Below are 17,539 nucleotides of genomic sequence, written 5' to 3'. Positions count from 1 at the left end.
TTCAATGCTGCGGAATGGAGCGTTATGGGAAGCGCCAAAAGTGGTAAATTAACTATTGACGCCATAGTCTCTTGTTATGTTTCTGGCTCACTTTGAGCAAGATAAGTAATAACTACAAAACCGTCATGCTCAACAAAAAACAATACAGCTTCACACCCATTCTCATTTATGTACTCTAATAAAGTGTGTTTTTGGCTAATTAATCTATTCCAGGATCCACTTTCGTTCTCAGCTGTAGAAATTAGCCCATAGTGCTCAACTAAATTCCAATCAAGGTTATATAATTGCTCTTTATTAAGTTCACTTAGCTGATCATAGATAAAAGATTTAAAGAGGGTTTCAATGAAATTATAATCAACAACCTTCTGATTTTTAAATGTTCCTTTTTCTTTAATATAGTTGATTTGCTCTTCAATAATTATTTCTAAGCATTCACCATTTTTTGAAAAAATCGTGGCATCGAAATTACGATTTGGAATTCCAATAGAGCATCTCAGTGCATTGTAAAATCCACTTAATTCGTATCCATGAAACAATACTGACTGATTAATAGAATCCATGTAACAGAACACTCCAAAGAAACATAACAGCTTATTAGCGAGCATTCCGTCTATACACAAACCATGTTGACTGAAATTTTCACGCCTATTGCTAAAAAATGCATATAAATTTAACAGTTTAGGTTAATCGCTACAAACGCTGACGGCAAATTTTGTGGGGGAAAGCGAGAAAAGGTATTAAACGAGCATAAAGTTCTCGTTTAACACACAGGGGCAGAATCTTAACGCAATACTTTTCAATACCTTAGATAAGCACCATGTATTATTCGAGAATGGTATTAACGAGAATAAGCGAAGTAAATGTTTAAATCTTCATTATAACTGTATATGCATACAGTTATAATGATCATGTTAGAAGGTTAATAATTCGCGTGGTGAGTTAACTAATCTGGTACTGATTCAAGCGGCCTTCGCAATTCACTCCTTGGCTCTTGAGTAGTTGTATCCGCTGTAAATATGCCGCGCCATTAAGCAATTCACTTACAACGTGAACCACTTTTCTGTTCTGGTATTGTGCCAATGCACTGCCTTGCGTCCACGCATTAAATGCGCCGAGGGCTGGGCCTGCCCAGATTTGGTAGTCCATCTCTCGACCAACTTCGCCTTGGTTGGACCAACGGCTTGAAAGACCCAAATACCAGCGGAAAATCAGCGCCATTTTGCGTTTGCCGTTATTCTCCGCCCGCGTTATCTGCTTAGGGTCACGAGTATTAAAGTGGGCTACGGTATCTTGCCAAATTTGCGCTAACGGTTTTTTGAACACTTGGCTTTCCAGTTTTTCACGCTCTGCTTGAGGAATGGCATCAATGCTGTCGTATTGCATATACAAGTCATACAGTTTTTGCGCGCGCATCGGGAATAAAGTGCCTCGCTTAACAACTTGTAACTTGACGCCCATTTCAAACATATCAGCCGCGGGAGCCATGGTCACGTCTGCCATCTCCGTGGTTGCCAGTAGTTTTTTTGTATGCTCACTGGCTCCAGCTTCGATGCACGCTTGGTTAATTGAGCCTGTCACAATAAAGTCCGCACCCATTGCAAACGTCGCTAATGCCGCGCTGGGCGTACCAATACCTCCACCAGCACCCACTCTGACCTTTTTGCTGAATTGATATGCCTGTTGCTTTGCATCTCGCAGCTGCATTAAGGTGGGAAGTAAGGTAACCAAAGGGCGGTTATCAGTATGGCCACCTGAATCCGCTTCTGCGGTAATGTCATCGGCCATGGGCACTTGGCTAGCAAGTTTGGCTTGTAGCGCGCTAATTTGACCTTTTGCCACCAGCGCTTGAAGCATTTTTTCTGGCGCAGGAGATAAGAACTTATCCGCCACTTCCGTACGTGATACCTTGGCTATCACTTTGTTGCCAATGATAATGTTGCCTTGGTTGTCTTGACTGAGCCCCGCAGCACGATAGCGCACTATGTGTTCAGTAAGGCCCAAAAAAGCCGATGCCTCTACCGTGTGAACGCCTTTATCTAAATAAAGCTCTACGCAGCCTTGTTCGAGCGCTGGCTCACTTGGGCTGTGAATAAGGTTAAACGCATAAGGGCCGCTCGGAAGCGCTTGCTGTATGGTATCGATGGCTTTAGCCACTCGCGCTGGCACTAAGCCTGCCGCACCAAAAGAAGCTAAAAAACCGGCTTTTCCTAAGGCAATAACCATTTCTTCCGAGGCAATGCCGTTGGCCATGGCACCAGCGTAGTAAGCATACTGCACACCATGATCTGCTTTAAAAGCATTTGAACCGAGATCCTTGGCGTCACAGGCGGGGGCAAATGCCTTGATGTTTTCGGCTTTCGCTTTTGCAATATCATGGCTCAAGGTTAATTGCGCGTTATCACTTAACACAAAGCACGCTTGTTGCATTTGACTTAATGTTTGTTGGTGTTGGGGGTTATCATTCAATCTATTCATGTCTATTAAGCCTCGGTTTCGGTCTGCGCCGACTCTATTGCAATGGCAACGTCTGTTACTTCATAAATTCTTAAGCCGTCTTTTGATAGATCGGCATTGGCGATGAGCACAAAGTGATCATCGTGTTGTTGTATATCTGTAATGTGCACGTTCAAACTCATGGACTTATTCAGTGGGTTAATTTGACCACGGTATTTCCACTTAATGTTCGATAAAATTTGGCTAAACCTTGGTGCCGGCAATGATTGCCCTAGCCCACGTTGCAATGCATACACTTGCATAACTTCAATAATGGCTTCAACGCCAAGCGAGCCAGGCATAACTGGATCTTGATGAAAGTGGAACTGGAAGAACCAATCGGTCGGGTCAATTTGGCGTTCAGCATGCAAATACCCCAGCCCATGGCTCCCCCCCTCTGGGATCATAACCACCTTGTCGACAAAGTTTAATCTGCCCCCCGCTAAACGGTAATGAGGTTGCTGTTCGCTGGCTTGAAAGAGTGCATGGTTAGCATCGGTTAAATCAATGATTTGTTGCGGTAATTGGCTTTGCTGGTTGGCCGGCTGCAAATACCAAGGCTGCTGTGCTTGACCATTGTCTAAGCCCAGCTGATGAGTTAACGCCGCTTCTTTAAAGTATCCAAACACCGCTGAGCCTTTGTAGAAAGGTTCACCATCAGTCGACAGTACAAACTCAAAGGACTGAATGATATTGCTGCCGGCAATCACGGTAGACAATAGTAGCGATTCATTGGTAATGGTTTTGCCGGCCAGGTTCACCTTGCGCAGTAACTCTCCTTGACCGTCTAAGTTTCTAAAAAACAGCTCAGTACCAGGAAAGCCCAGGGTCGTGCCCATGTAACCTGAGATAAAGCCATTAGGCTGGAGCGATATTTCCATCAGCACGGAATAAGGCATAAGCTGGTCAAAGCTGTTTTCGTTAAAATACCAAGCACCGGTGGGCACGTCATATTCCGCCACACAGCTTGCGGTATTTTTTAAATCTCCGCGCTGGCCTTGTACGTCAATTACCCGAGTAGTTAATTGCAAATCACCACAAGGGGTACGTGGGGGGATCAAACCATCGTAAATGCGAAACTCTTCGCCAAAGCAGTTACATATGTCGCCAGTAGCAAATTCGAATAAATGATAAGGCGTAAACGGCAAGGTGTCTGGCACGCGGTTTTCATGGCTCATTGGCGCGGCAACGTGTTGCAGCGGTGTCACGCCTTTTATTTTCGCGGCTTGCGTATCAGGCACTTGTGCCATCAAAGGCGCAAGTCCAGGCAGGCGTTTCGGTTTGCCTTTAATGGTCACGCCAAGATTTTTAAAGTCCACCACGACTTTACCATTGAGTAGAATGTCGATATCCGCTTTCGCATAAGGCATGGGGCTTGTGCCAATTTCAGTAACTTGCATGCGATATACTAAAGTGCCAGTTTGTGGCAATACTTGGCCGCGACAGCGTACTTTCTGCGGCGCCCCCGCTAAAGGCTGGAATCGCCCTTCGTCGACCAAGGTATGTAAGCCTAAATACATCATGTAAAATTGTAATAGCTGACCACAGCCTTCCGCCATTAAAGAGCCAGCCATGACTTGATCATCTTTAAAGTGACACGGGAAATACCAATGGTCAGGCGCTAATTGCTTCTCGCCGACGAGTTCTCCCAAGCCCCACGCGCCGCCATTCACTTGGATGTTTTTCACTTGCTCTATCATTAAAAACTTGTCTGATGAAAAACACAGTGAAGACCCAGTATCGGTGGCATATTCGTCCCCAAAACAGCGATGAACGTCGCCGCTAATGAGGTGGCGAATTTGCGATGTGTCAAACGACGTGGCAGAGTGGCTTAACAGTGGCGTAAACTGCGTTTTATTGATCTTAGCCAAGGCGTCCAATTCATCTTGTGTTTTTATCACGCCTTTGCCATCAGCCAACTCTTGGTCGGTGAAAAAGCCGGCGCAACCGCCGTCCATTTTCAAAATCATTTCATCCCCCACAAAACACTCATAGGAGAAGAAAAACAATAAGGTGTCACCGTTCCGGGCAAAATGATTAATGCTAATGTCATAGCGCAGCGTTTCACCGCCTTTAGGTAAGTCACCCAGGAAAGTTAAGGTGCAATCTAGCAACCGGTAAACGCGCTCACCTTTGTTTTCAAAATCAATGCCCAAATAACTGATAAGCATTAAATCACACTGGCCAGACTCAACCGCAACAGCCCAAGGAATTTGACCGTCCACCAAATACGGCGCATCAACTGGAATGTCATATTCTGTGGTCATGGTTGAAGGCCGATATTGGTTTATCTCGGCGTCAAGTTTGGTCACCCTTGTAACCAGCAAGTAGTCAGTAGTGGGCAACCTCACGCGACGAGCATAACTGTCGATAATGGCATAGTCTGGGCCAAATACCTTGGCAATGCTGCCCTCAGAGTACTCGACTAAATCATCGTAGTCCCAGATCACTTGGCGTGGCTTAGGGACAGCTTGGCCGCTGCGGCTATTAGCGCCAAGCCAATGCCTGCACTGGCTGTCTTGTAACTGCTGCGCAAACACGCTCAGCGCTTCGCCACTGTCATGAGTTGGCTTATTTTGCTTGCGGGATGACAATAACAAAGCCGCTCCTTGTTCAATAATGGTTTGAGTGATGGCTGGGCCGCCTAATTGCACGGATTTAATCAAGCCTTGTGGCGCCATTTTGGCGCTGCTAATCGGTTTGCTTATCTTGGCGCTGCGCAGCGAAATATGGCTTTCACAACCGTCAACTGCTAATTGATGCACCGCGCCCATCAGGCCATTTGCCTTTGACGCTGGCAAAGCCGTTTCCCTTTGTAATTGAATAATAATATTGAGCAAGCTGGCCATGCCTGAGGCAGCATAGGTGTGCCCCAGCAAAGTGCTGATGTCATGGCGCTGGGACGAGGGCAACATTTGCTTCACGCTCTGGGTGATGCGTTGCTGCGCATCGTGATTATCGGCGCCTGCCACATCAATAAAATCGGGCTGTTGGCGGCTATCTTGGTAAAGCGCTGTCAGTAGCGGGCTAATGGCCGCGTCATTTGACGTCGAATCAGCTTTAAAGCGCAGGCCGTCAATCACCGCATAAGCCGCCGTCTCAGCAGTCAACTTGTCTTCATTTTCAGCATGACATGCTCGGGTCAATACTAGGGCCCCAGCGCCCTCGCCTACGCAGCCGTGGTAAGCCAGTCCGCGTTGCGCCGCCAGCTCTTGACGTAACAAGTAATTCTCGGCGCTGCCGGCTAAATCGACAGCGGCCACAACTACAGCATCCACTTCGCCATTGGTCAGCAGGTCCTGCGCAACTTGCAACGTATTAAACACCGCGTGCTCTTCAGCAGAGATGGTAAAAGCAGGCCCAGAGAAATCCCACAAAGACGACACTCGCGAAGCCATGATGTTACCAATAAAGCTGGTGTATTGGTTAAGTTTGGCTGCGCCAAGAACGCTATCCATGGCCATGCGTTGCAATGCTTGCTGTTCTTTTTCGGTTAACGAAATACCGGCTTTGGCTAGGCTGTTAGGTACTTGAGTTTGCAAGTTTACCCGGCCTCGAAATTGGTGGGTTTCAGCTTCGGCCGACATGGCCACCAATACGGCAACATTGCTACTGGCAGCAAGAGCGGCATCGCGAATGGCTTGGTCTGCCACTTTCATCAATAAAAGTTGCTGAGGAATTAAACGGTCATCTTCATTAGGCGGCACTTTAAAACGCATAAAGTCCAGCTCAAAGTGATCAATAAACCCACCGGTTATCGTCTTACCAGCATGATATTGCGGCGCCAATATCTGTTCTAAGCCTTTCCAGCGTTGCGCCGGTAATGGCCTTAACAAGGACGTATTGCTTTGCACCGCTTGTTGTAAACTTTGCAGGTTTTGCGCACCGGAAAAATGAGCACTGGCGCCAATGACATTCATCGCACACGGGGCCGCAAAAGCAGCAGCGGGTTGCTTGTGGTTACTGTCATGGCGCTCGCCTGACTGCTCATCATAAGCACGAATCAACAAATGGGCATTACAACCGCCAAAACCGAAGGCCGACACGCCTGCTAGCTTGTCACCTTGTGGCCATGGCGTATGCTGGGTTAATAATTGCTTTTCACCCCAACTGTTGTCCGCTGACGCAATGGCTTGCTGAATGCCTATGCTGGCCGGGATGCTGCCATGCTGCATCGCCATCACGGTTTTTAATATGCTTGGCATGCCTGCTGCGGTAAGTAAATGGCCAATATTGCCTTTTACCGAGCCAATTTTTGGGCTTTCTGCCGCGCTACCAAAAAATTGCGCCATGGAGTTAAGTTCAACTTTATCTCCTAACGGCGTCCCCGTGGCATGGCATTCAACGTATTGTACTTGGCTTTTATCAATCGCCGCTTCTTGATAAGCACGTTGATAGGCCAGCACTTGGCCTTTTGAATTTGGACTCAATACAAATTGGCCGCGGCCATCATTCGACAAACCTACGCCCTCAATGGTGGCGTAAATACGATCATTGTTTGCTTGAGCATCTTCAAGGCGCTTTAAAACCAACACTCCCGCGCCTTCACCGGCAAACAATCCTTGGCTTTGAGTATCAAACGGCGCCGACACGCCGTTTTCGGGATACGCTTGGAAAATCGAAAAGCCCATGTTGATAAAAAACGGATCTGAGCCTGACACCGCCGCCGCTAACATTATGTCGCTGCGACCCGCTTTTAGCGCATCACAAGCCAGTTTGACGCTGTATAACGACGACGCACACGCCGCATCTAGCGCGTAGTGACCTTGGCCTAAACCAAGGGCTTTTGCCACTAAACTGGCACCATAACCTGAAATCAGACCATTTTCTGGCCCGGCTGCGCGAAGCTGCTGAAAGTTATCCAGCGAAAACTTGTCGGATTCAATACAACCTTGCTGTTGCAGTACATGGGCAAGTCCTGCACTGACAGCTTGATGATACAAGGGCAAATACAGGTCATTTGAACGCTGTGTTGGGAAAGACAGTGCCCCAAGTACTAGCCCTGCTTGCGCCAATACGCGGTGTTGTAAGCCGATGTTAGCGTCCGCCAAAGCTTGCTGGCACACTTGAATAAGCCATTGCTGGTGACAATCTAACTGCTGCAACTGGTCGGCCGAAATGCCATAAGGGTGCGATTGCAGCGTAAAGTCTTCTATGTAGCCTCCGCGATGGCAATAGTGTTTATCGTTATCCCCTTTGTTGCCATCAAAATCATGGGGCTGGGCGTCTTGGCGCTCAGGCTTCACTTCACTGCGGTTATCTTGCTGGCGGGATAAGTTTTGCCAAAACTGCTCTGGCGTGTCACTGCCGGGGAATAAATTGGCTATCCCCACAATCGCAATTGCGGTCATTGCTGGTCCTGTTGTAATAAATAATTGGGAAATAAGACGCGAGTATCTGGCTTAAAGCCGTGGCACAAAAGTGCTGCAAACAACCCGAGATAATGCATGTGTTCACTGCGTTTTAACGCATCGAATGCCAACGCTAGGTGTGGTTTGGCGGCTAAAATTTTACCAATGTGACTGGTACAAGCTTGCCCCGGTCCTATCTCAATAAAATGCCGGCTGCCGGCGTCATAAGCCTGTTGAATGAGCCTAGCAAAATCGAGCGACTGGCAAAAACCGGTAGCCACGGCATCACCAATGGCCTTCGCTATACTGGCCTCACCATACACCAACTGGGATGACGATGACTCATGATGAGCACTTGAAAAATACTGGGTTTGACTAAGCAACCGCGGAGCTTCGTCTGAGGTGGCTAAGGTAAACAAGTCACTGATGTCTTGATGAGACAGCTGCGCCACTGGCGTGTGCATCGCGGTCACAAAAGGTATCTTAATGCCGCGAAGGTTATACTGGCCCATGATACTTTGGCATTGGGTATTGTCTCCGACGAGTACCCCGTTATCACCGTGGCTAATGGCTAACCAAGCGCGTGGAAAATCATTCGCAACTTGCTCAAAGTCAGCCCGAGATAGGCGCACAGCATAACTGCCCCACTCTATGTCCGTTTGTTGCCATAACGTTTGTGCATTGGTCAAAGAGCCCGTAATGCCATGACGAAAAATATAAGATTGTTGCAGTTTTTGCGCCAATAACTCAGGCGTTTGCCAGCAGCCACTGCTAGCCCACATACTTACCTCACCCATGCTGTAACCCAGAGCGGCATCTTTTGGCAGCTTTAAGCCTTGTTGCCAAACCTGACTAACGAGCCAACTTGCGCCAACACCGGCCACAGCTAACTCCGTCAGCGTCATAGCATCGCCGCGCCTTAGCGCATCATGGGCTAACAAGGGTTTTAACTGGCCATGCTTATCCAGTCTTTGGTAAATCGCAGGAAAAAAGCGAGCAAGCTGCTGAAACTGTGTGGCGTGGCTGGTGCCCACACCTGGGTAGACCAAACAGCTCGTACCCTGGGGGATGGGTTTTGCTAACTGGTAACACGAGCCAAGCTGCGTTTTGAAAAAGTTTTGCTGCGGATCTTGCTTGAATTTACTAATTAACCATTGAATTTCTTGGTTAAACTGCGTGCTATTTGGCTGCCAAATGATAATAGCTTTACAGCCACTTTGCTGTTGCCAATGCGCCAGACTGGCTGGCGTCACACTAAAGGAGTCCCAAGCTTCGTTTTGAGCGAGGGATAACTGACGGTATAAATCAACGGGCGTGTCAGCGACAAAAAGCGCCATTTTATGTTGACCATCAAGTAAAGGCTGATGGTTTGGCGTAAGGTTGCCTTCACTCAATAACCATTGATCGACTTTGATGCACCGGGCAACCTCATGCGAGCTAAACCAGTAATCGCCATCGACAAAACGCTGCTTTAACGCCAATAAACTCAGTAACATGGCTTGATGAAAAGGCTCAGAAAATGTTTGGGCTTGTGACAGTAATACACCATCAGTTTTCGCTAGCCATTTGCAAAAAAAGCGTTTTTTGTCTGCCAATGCTTGTGGCATGGCCATTATCTCTAGCTCAAGCGCGGCGCCGGTTAAACCAAAAGTCACGGATGCTACTTGCTGCTTGTCTGGCGACACTGGCGAAAAACTGAGTGGCAACACACACACATTACTTGTCATGGCATTTTGCTGGCAATGTCGAAATAGATGATCGGGTGACAAAATACGCTCAGCGCCCGCGGCTAATAGCTCAGTTTCAAGCTTGGCGACGCCTTCTTCAATTGCCACATCCAGTTCGCTATGGCGAGCGTCTGCAAAGGAGCTGCCACAGCGCAATACCAGCATATTTGCGCTCGGCTGCCACGACTGTAATGAGCGACCATGGTGCTCAAACAGCTGTATTTCTTGTAGGATCTCAGTCAGGTTGAGCGCCGCAGAGTGCTCCAGTGACCACGCTCGCCACCCCCCCGTACAAGGCAAAATAATTTTTGCCGACACTAAGGCTAAATTAACCCACGCCATTACTGCTGGCCCTGAGGTGCAAGGCGCTCACAGCCATTATTGCAGGCTATGAACGCATCGATTTCTGGCAAACTCGACCATAAACACCGGCAGTGATGAGGGTTGAAAAGCTTCTGGGCTGCAATCAAACCTTCACCACCGTTTGCTTGGCCTTGGGTTGACTTATTTGGTCTTGCATTAAGACCACTTTGGCGTGTTTCATCACCAATAAAGCTTGCCCTTTAGGCGTTAACAAGCGGATATCTGCAATCACCTCAAATTGATTGTGCTGTTTGATACGTGTAACCAGCACGCATTCCGCGCCAGAAGCCACATAATCCGTTAGGCCAACAACATCTTTCGCCTGCGGCGCGTAAAGTATCTCACCGCAACCGGCTGGCAAGCTTTGCTTGCCAAGCTGGCGATAAACCCAAACCAACAAGCTTTGGTACATGGCATCTTCTGCCAACACGCTAGCACTGGTTGCGGTCATGTCTTGGCTGAATTGTCCAAAAAAGTCAGCGCTTAGGTTTGCAACAGACATGCTTTGGATTAACACATCTTGATCGCAACAAAGATCTTGCTGTAATAAGCAAAACTCCCCCTGATGAAACAAGCTTCCGTCTTGATAACAAGTACTTGGCTGTCCCTGTGCTAACCAAGCCGTTACTTGCGCTTCACTTTCACCGTCTTGCACTATCTCCGCCATTTCTGCGTATTGGTTTGCAGTGTTAGCAGCTGCCGTGTTCACGGGCACCCTGACATGCAGCACCGCGCCATAATGCAGGCGTTCGCGGTTATTCTCTTGCGAGCTTATGCGGGCTTTAATTTGCCAGTGCGTACCACCTTGGCTTAACACTTCAAAAGCTAAGGTTAACCTCACCGAGTCTGCCTCAGGAGTGAACACTATACCTTTGTAAAGCTGATAGTCCACCACCTGCTGACAAGACGCCGCCGGCAACAGTTGAGTAATGCCTTGGCGCATCCACGCGGTCGCGACCACAGTCGGAAGCACCGCATTCCCCGCGATCCGGTGCAGCTGTAAAAAGCCATTTTCAGCCAGGTTCAGCGTCTTATTAAGACGCTGAGCCAGAGACTTTTTTACCTTCGCAATCTCCTCTGCTTGAGAAGTTTGACCCGCCATGTCAGTGCCAACAATTACCTGAACCTGCTTAGCGTCACCGGCCAGCATTTGCTGCCTAAAGAGTTGCGCACCGCCCGTAACGGGGATCACATAGACACCGCGCTGTTCAAACATGCGTTTCAGCTCAGGCGTGACCATGCCACCGTCCCACGGGCCCCAGTTAAAGCTTAACACCCGGCATTGCGGCCGATCTTGGCCTAACGTTATAGCCGTTTTATTGAGCACCTCGTTAGCCATGGCATAATCAGACTGACCTTTATTGCCATAAAACCCGGCAGCGGATGAAAACACCGCGATGTGGCTTAATTGGCAGTCTTTGGTGGCGTGCAGCAAGGCTTGCAGACCTGAAACCTTGGTCGCAAACACCCGCTGATAATCTTCTAGCTGTTTGTTTTCAATCAATCCATCAGCCAATACGCCAGCTCCGTGCACCAAGGCTGTAATGGCACCTTGAGTTTGTTGCACGCTCGCGACTAGCTCAGTTAATGCCGCTTCATCGGTCACATCAACCGCCGCATAATGAGCCCGGCCACCCGCCTCGGTGATAGCTTCAATGCCCTGATTAATCTCAAGTTGCGATAAAATCGGTGCGATCATTTTCGATAAACTGGCGGGGGTTGGTTTTTCCCCTTGCTGTTGACAATAAGCCAGCGCAGCACTTTGCAACGAGGCTTTATCGTTCAAGCCTTGAGCCCATGAAGGGATCGCGACAGCTGCAGAGCGACCTAACAAAATAAAACTGGCTTTGCTGTGCGCCGCAAGCTCAGCAACGCAAGCATTCGTCACGCCCTTAGCACCGCCACTCACCAACACCACATCTTGGCAGCTAAGCGGAAAGTGACTTAAAGTATGATCAGAAGACTCATGGCTTGCTTGCGCCACAATGGCCATCCGCTCACCTTGATGGTACGCCACTTCTGCTGCCTCTTGCTGTGGTGCGAGTAGCTCTGCGACAACAGTCTGAGCGAAGCTTGGCTTATCCGAGCCGGCAATATCCAGTGCTCGGCAAACTGCTTCAGGCCATTCTTGCGCTAGGGTTTTGGTTAAACCTGCAAACGCGGCGCTGTACTGCAGCCCTTGGCTCAAACCTTGACGCAAGCCAAAACCACCGTCCAGCTCGCCGGCGCTAAGATATCGGCTTCCAGCTTGAGATAAACGCGGTTGTAAGTGCTTGGCAAATAATAACGCCATTGCTGTTACTTGCAGTAAAGCGGACGCTGGCAGCTCACTGTCGAATAACTGAACAAAAGCCAATGGTTCTACATTCGTTGCTAGCCAGTGCTGACAAAACTCAGCGATACTGGCTTCGTTGTCGTCGACTAAAATATGGCGCGTAATATCACTACTGACGGTTGAAGCCGCACAAATATGATCCGGTAACACCACTAACTCTGGTTGCAGTCCCTGTTGTAATAACTTCTCAGCAACCAATCCACCGCAGCGGCCGTCGTCGAAAATGATAACTTGGCCCTGATAAGCCTGACCACCCCTAAGCGGGGCAAGTGGTCTCATCAGGGCATATTGAAAAGGGACGTCGGTGCCCTCCTGCCCGCTTGCTGGCGCTATATTACTATTGTCAACGCCGCTCGCCGCGTTTGAGTTCGCGGCTAATTGGGCTTCCATATAATGGATAATTTCACCCAAAGTCCGTAGCTCAGCTAAATCTTCAGGGTTAAGGGCGGGCAAACTTGGCAATGTGTCTTGCACCGTACCAAGAATTTCAACGCGCTTGATGGAATCAATGCCCAGATCTGCTTCAAGATCCATGGTTAACTCAAGCATTTCTGCCGGGTATCCGGTTTTATCGGCGACCACACTTAGCATGGCTTGTTGAATTTCTGCCGCCGCTGGCACTAGGGTTTGAGTATTGATCACAGCTTCGCTTTGCGTGCTCGCAACATCATTACTCTGGGGTAATTGTGCATTCATGTATTGCACTATCTCGGCCAATGTTCTCAGTTCCGCTAAATCTTCCGGGTTTAAAGCGGGTAAAGCCGGTAATTGATCTTGCACTGTGCCTAAGATTTCGACCCGTTTGATAGAGTCGATGCCTAAATCGGCTTCCAAATCCATGGTAAGTTCAAGCATCTCTGTTGGATATCCGGTCTTGTCTGCCACTACTTCCAGCATGGCCTGCTGAACTTGCGCCGGCGTTAGCCCCCCACTGTTTTCGGTCGCCGAAGAAGCAACGCTAGGCGCTGCATCTTGGCTAAATTGTGCGTTCATGTATTGCACAATTTCGCCGAGGGTTCTTAACTCGGCCAAGTCCTCGGGGTTGAGCGCTGGCAACGCAGGTAATTGATCTTGTACCGTGCCTAATATCTCAACGCGTTTGATAGAATCAATGCCCAAATCGGCCTCAAGATCCATCGTCAGTTCTAACATTTCAGCAGGGTAACCGGTTTTATCTGCCACCACTTGTAGCATTACTTGCTGCACTTGCTGCGCGCTTTGCTCAACATTTGCCGCTTGTGCTTGTTGTGGCAACGCACTCGCTGCTAACTGGCCATCTTGCTGGTTAATGTAATCGACAATTTCACCTAAAGTACGAAGCTCGGCCAAGTCCTCTGGGTTTAGCGCAGGAAGCTGTGGCAGTTGATCTTGCACTGTGCCCAGTATTTCGACGCGTTTAATCGAGTCGATGCCTAGATCTGCTTCTAAATCCATTGACAGCTCAAGCATTTCCGATGGGTAACCGGTTTTATCCGCCACCACACTCATCATTACGCTTTGTACGCTCACGGAAGCAGTAGCAGTAGCCGCATTGACGGCCGCCTCAGCTTGAGGTTGCGACGCGGGGCTTAGTTGGCTTTGCATGTATGCCACAATTTCAGCCAGGGTTCTTAACTCAGCCAAATCTTCCGGATTCAGTGCCGGCAGCTGCGGTAAGTTGTCTTGTACCGTACCCAAAATTTCAACGCGTTTAATCGAGTCGATACCAAGATCAGCTTCTAAGTCCATGCCAAGCTCAAGCATTTCAGCGGGGTAGCCCGTCTTCTCAGCCACCACACTCAACATGACTTGCTGAACTTGCTCGCTGCTCAGTGCGGAATTTGCCGCTGTGGATGCTGAGGCAAGTGCCTGCTCTGCAGTGTCATTCACGCTTGGGTAATCAATGGACGTAGCGTCAAACGTATTGCTCGCAGTCGACGCCATCGGCGACTCATTGGCAACAAGAGGCTCTTCCGCGCGAGTTGATGGCGCCAAGCTAGCTTGTGGTTGTGGTTGAGCCATTTGTGATGGCGCTTGCGGTGATGGCTGTAGACCAGGTTGCACTTGCGACTGAACTGCTGTTGCCGGGGCGATGTTTGCCGTCGGTGTTTGGCCGGCCATAAGCTGCAGCAGTTGCTGGCTAAGCTGTGCATTTTGTTGAATAAAGTTTTGTTGCAGTTCAATCGACTGGTTTTGCTGCTGTTGGAACATCGCCATGCTTTGTGCCAAAGCGGTTTGTTGCTGTTGGAGTAGCTGGGCGAGTTCAGACGGTGGGTTCACTGCAGATGGCGCATGTTGGCTCATAGCTTGAGGCTCACTTAGTGGTGTTGAGTCGTTGTGTGTGGCTGTTACAGGAACATGTTTAACGACTTCTTTAATAATTTCTTTTTCAATAATTTGCGGCTCGGACACGGTAACGTGACCTTGCTGTAAGGCTTGTTGCATTTTGTCTTTAGTCGCAGGGCTCAGGTAGTTTTGCCCGCCCAGCGAAATGGTCAAAGGGGAGCCTTTTGCTTTAACTGGCTTAGCGGCCAGTTGATAACGGTCAAAATCGCTCAGCTCAATACCTAATACAGCCAGCTCAATCAAGGCTTGTTTTAGCTGGCTGTCACTGTCTTGTTTGGCATTACCATTAACGGCAACTGTGACCACGTCTTGATATTTCAAGGTGTCTTTTATCAAGCGCGACAGAATACTTTTTGGGCCAAACTCAACAAATACTCGCGCCCCGGCTTGATACATATTTTCCAGCTGGTCGGCAAATTTCACTTCGCTCAGCATGTGCTGTTGAAAGCTTTGTTTAACGCTTTTTGCGGTTTTACCATAAGGCTGCGCGGTAATGTTGCTAAATACTTGCTGCTTATTGGCTTTAAACTTAGTCGCTTCAATGGCTTTAGCAAAAGGTAACTGAGCAAACTCAACAAGTGGGGTATGAAAAGCGGCAGAAACCGGTAAATGGACGGTTTTAATGCCTTGTGCTTTTAGCGCGTTAGCTAATGATGCAAGGCTGTCAGCGGTACCCGCTAATACCAATTGAGTCGGTGAATTATCGTTTGCCAGCCATGCGTTAGCTTGCTGCTCAAGCAAGGTCATCAAGCCTTCTCGTTGGCTTTTATCGTTTAATACCACCGCCATCATGGCGCCGCAGTCTTGTCCTGCAGGCACGTCGGCCATGGCGCAGCCTCTTTGTACACAAAGGTTTAAGTAGGCCGCGTCATCAATTAATTCGGCTGCTGCCAATGCGGTTAATTCGCCAAAGCTGTGGCCGGCAAAAAAGTCTGCTTGCAAGCCCGCTTGCTGCATCAATTGATAACTTGATAAGCTAAATGCGCCTATGGCAGGTTGCGCATAGCGAGTATTTTGCATTGCCTGTTGCTGTTCTTTCCGCTGCGCTTGGGTGAACGCAGGAATAGGATAAAGCACCTGGCTTAATGGCGTTTGCCCTTGCTGGCCCAGCAATTCGTCTAAGCGTGCAACGTGCTCACGCATGACAGGGTACGCATTAGCAAGCTCAAGGCCCATATTGACGTATTGGCTCCCTTGGCCCGCAAATAATGCGGCCACTTTGCCGTTCGTGTTGATGGCTTGGGGCTGAAAGCTGACACCCGCATTTTGCCACGCCGACGTTGAATTTTGCTGCAGTTGGTTAACGGCTTCAGTTAACAAAGATTTGGCAGCCGCGCTGGTTTCTGCAACAAAGCCCAGGCGAGCAGATTCTGGGGTAAGGGGTTGCACCTTATATTGGCCGCGAAAACGGCGAAAGTCTTCGTCACTGACTAGCTCTTGTTGCCAAGTTTGACACAGTTGTAATAATTGCTCAGGTGTCTCAGCGGCCATTAAAATAGGCGCGGCATTGGCGTTAAAGCGATAGGCTTGCGCTGATTCGCCTTGATACTCTTCTAACACCACGTGATAGTTGGTACCGCCAAAACCGAACGAGCTAATGCCTGCTCGTCTTGGTACACCTTGGCTGATCCAAGGACGCGTTTCTGTATTGATATAAAACGGCGAGTCAGCAATCGCCATTTTAGGGTTGGGCTCGTTGACGTTAATGGTAGGCGGCAACACTTTATGGTGCAGCGCCAAAGCAGCTTTGATAAAGCCTGCCGTGCCCGCAGTGGATTTGGTATGGCCGATTTGCGATTTCACGCTGCCAAGGGCAATATGTTGCTTTTGAGGGTTATCAAGGGCAAACACTTGCTTTAAGCCCTCAAACTCAGCCACGTCTCCCGCTGCCGTACCCGTACCATGCGCTTCGACTAAGCCAACCGTATGCGGCGCAAAACCAGCATCTTGATAAGCGCGATTGAGGGCTTTTGCTTGGCCTTCTGGGCGCGGCGCGTAAATACTTTTGAATTTGCCGTCAGACGAGGTACCTACGCCCTTAACTACGGCATAAATGCGGTCACCATCGCGCTCAGCGTCAGCCAAACGTTTGAGTGCGACCATGCCTATGCCCTCACCTATCATCATGCCTTTAGAGTCTTTGTCAAAAGGCTGGATAACATGGTTGTCGGTAAAAGCAGGGGTTTTCGAAAAGCTCATATACATTTGCGGTGAATTGTCGGTGCACACGCCGCCCGTTAACATCACGTCTGCGCGCCCTTCCCACAATTCAGACAGCGCCATTTTGGTGGCGGCCAACGAGCCGGCACACGCCGCGTCAACCACGCAGTTCATACCGCCTAAGTCAAAACGGTTAGCGATGCGCCCTGCAATCACGTTACCCAAAGAGCCAGGAAATGAGTTTTCTTCCCAATGCACGTATTGGCTTTTGAATTTTTCAACGATCATGTCCGCGTCCCCAGCGGGAACGCCACTATTGAGCAGTACTTTCTTTAAAACCGGATAATGCAAACGCGCGTTCAAGCTGTGGTTGATTTTTTGACCACCGCCGACACCTAGCACCACGCCAATGCGGTTTCGCTGCTCTGCACTTGCGTCACTGAGTCCCGCGTCTTGCAGCGCATCTTGGGCCACCACTAATGACAAAAGTTGCGACGTGTCGGTCAACTCTAAGATATTGGGCGGTAGGCCAAAGGCCATGGGATCGAAATCGATGTCAGGAATAAAGCCGCCTCGGCGACAATAGACTTTATCGGCAGCAGATTTGTCTTCATCAAAATAATCATCAAGGTGCCAGCGACTCGCCGGCACATCGATAATGGCGTCAACTTTGTTTCTGATCAGTTCCCAATAGGCATCTAAATTGTTTGACTCTGCAAACAAGGAAGCCATGCCAACAATGGCAATATCAGGCTTAGATTGATCTGGTTTATCCGACATGATGT

General features: G+C 49.0%; 5 protein-coding genes. All 5 read right to left on the bottom strand.

Translation table 11 applies throughout. The features are described 5' to 3' along the window. Nucleotides 1-74: 74 nt before the first annotated feature. Nucleotides 75-560 carry a hypothetical protein gene (locus tag D1Z90_RS17135; protein ID WP_119912018.1) on the bottom strand — a complete coding sequence of 162 codons (486 nt, stop codon included), beginning with the start codon at nt 558-560 and terminating at the stop codon, nt 75-77. 379 nt (nt 561-939) lie between these two features. Beyond that, nucleotides 940-2,475 carry a PfaD family polyunsaturated fatty acid/polyketide biosynthesis protein gene (locus tag D1Z90_RS17130; protein WP_119912017.1) on the bottom strand — a complete coding sequence of 512 codons (1,536 nt, stop codon included), beginning with the start codon at nt 2,473-2,475 and terminating at the stop codon, nt 940-942. Between the two features lie 5 nt (nt 2,476-2,480). After that, on the bottom strand, nt 2,481-7,844 hold the full coding sequence (locus D1Z90_RS17125) for a hotdog fold thioesterase (protein ID WP_119912016.1): 5,364 nt from the start codon (nt 7,842-7,844) through the stop codon (nt 2,481-2,483). Beyond that, the gene (locus tag D1Z90_RS17120; RefSeq protein WP_119912015.1) at nt 7,841-9,913 is read right to left on the bottom strand and encodes a PfaB family protein; all 2,073 of its coding nucleotides are present in this window, start codon (nt 9,911-9,913) and stop codon (nt 7,841-7,843) included. Before D1Z90_RS17120 ends, D1Z90_RS17125 begins: the two co-directional genes overlap by 4 nt. 124 nt (nt 9,914-10,037) lie before the next feature. Then, a complete protein-coding gene (locus D1Z90_RS17115; protein WP_119912014.1) occupies nt 10,038-17,534 on the bottom strand; it encodes a type I polyketide synthase in 7,497 nt (2,498 codons plus the stop codon). Nucleotides 17,535-17,539 lie beyond the last annotated feature (5 nt).

Source organism: Motilimonas pumila (assembly GCF_003596335.1).
Lineage (GTDB): Bacteria > Pseudomonadota > Gammaproteobacteria > Enterobacterales > CBDFNC01 > Motilimonas > Motilimonas pumila.
The sequence above is the reverse complement of the archived record's forward strand: the minus strand, read 5'-3'. Positions and strand labels throughout refer to the sequence as shown.

Bases quoted from the DNA above. Each gene is read 5' to 3' on its own strand.
- D1Z90_RS17125 (WP_119912016.1), bottom strand. From the start codon at position 7,844: ATGACCGCAATTGCGATTGTGGGGATAGCCAATTTATTCCCCGGCAGT.
- D1Z90_RS17120 (WP_119912015.1), bottom strand. From the start codon at position 9,913: ATGGCGTGGGTTAATTTAGCCTTAGTGTCGGCAAAAATTATTTTGCCT.
- D1Z90_RS17115 (WP_119912014.1), bottom strand. From the start codon at position 17,534: ATGTCGGATAAACCAGATCAATCTAAGCCTGATATTGCCATTGTTGGC.
- D1Z90_RS17130 (WP_119912017.1), bottom strand. From the start codon at position 2,475: ATGAATAGATTGAATGATAACCCCCAACACCAACAAACATTAAGTCAA.
- D1Z90_RS17135 (WP_119912018.1), bottom strand. From the start codon at position 560: ATGGATTCTATTAATCAGTCAGTATTGTTTCATGGATACGAATTAAGT.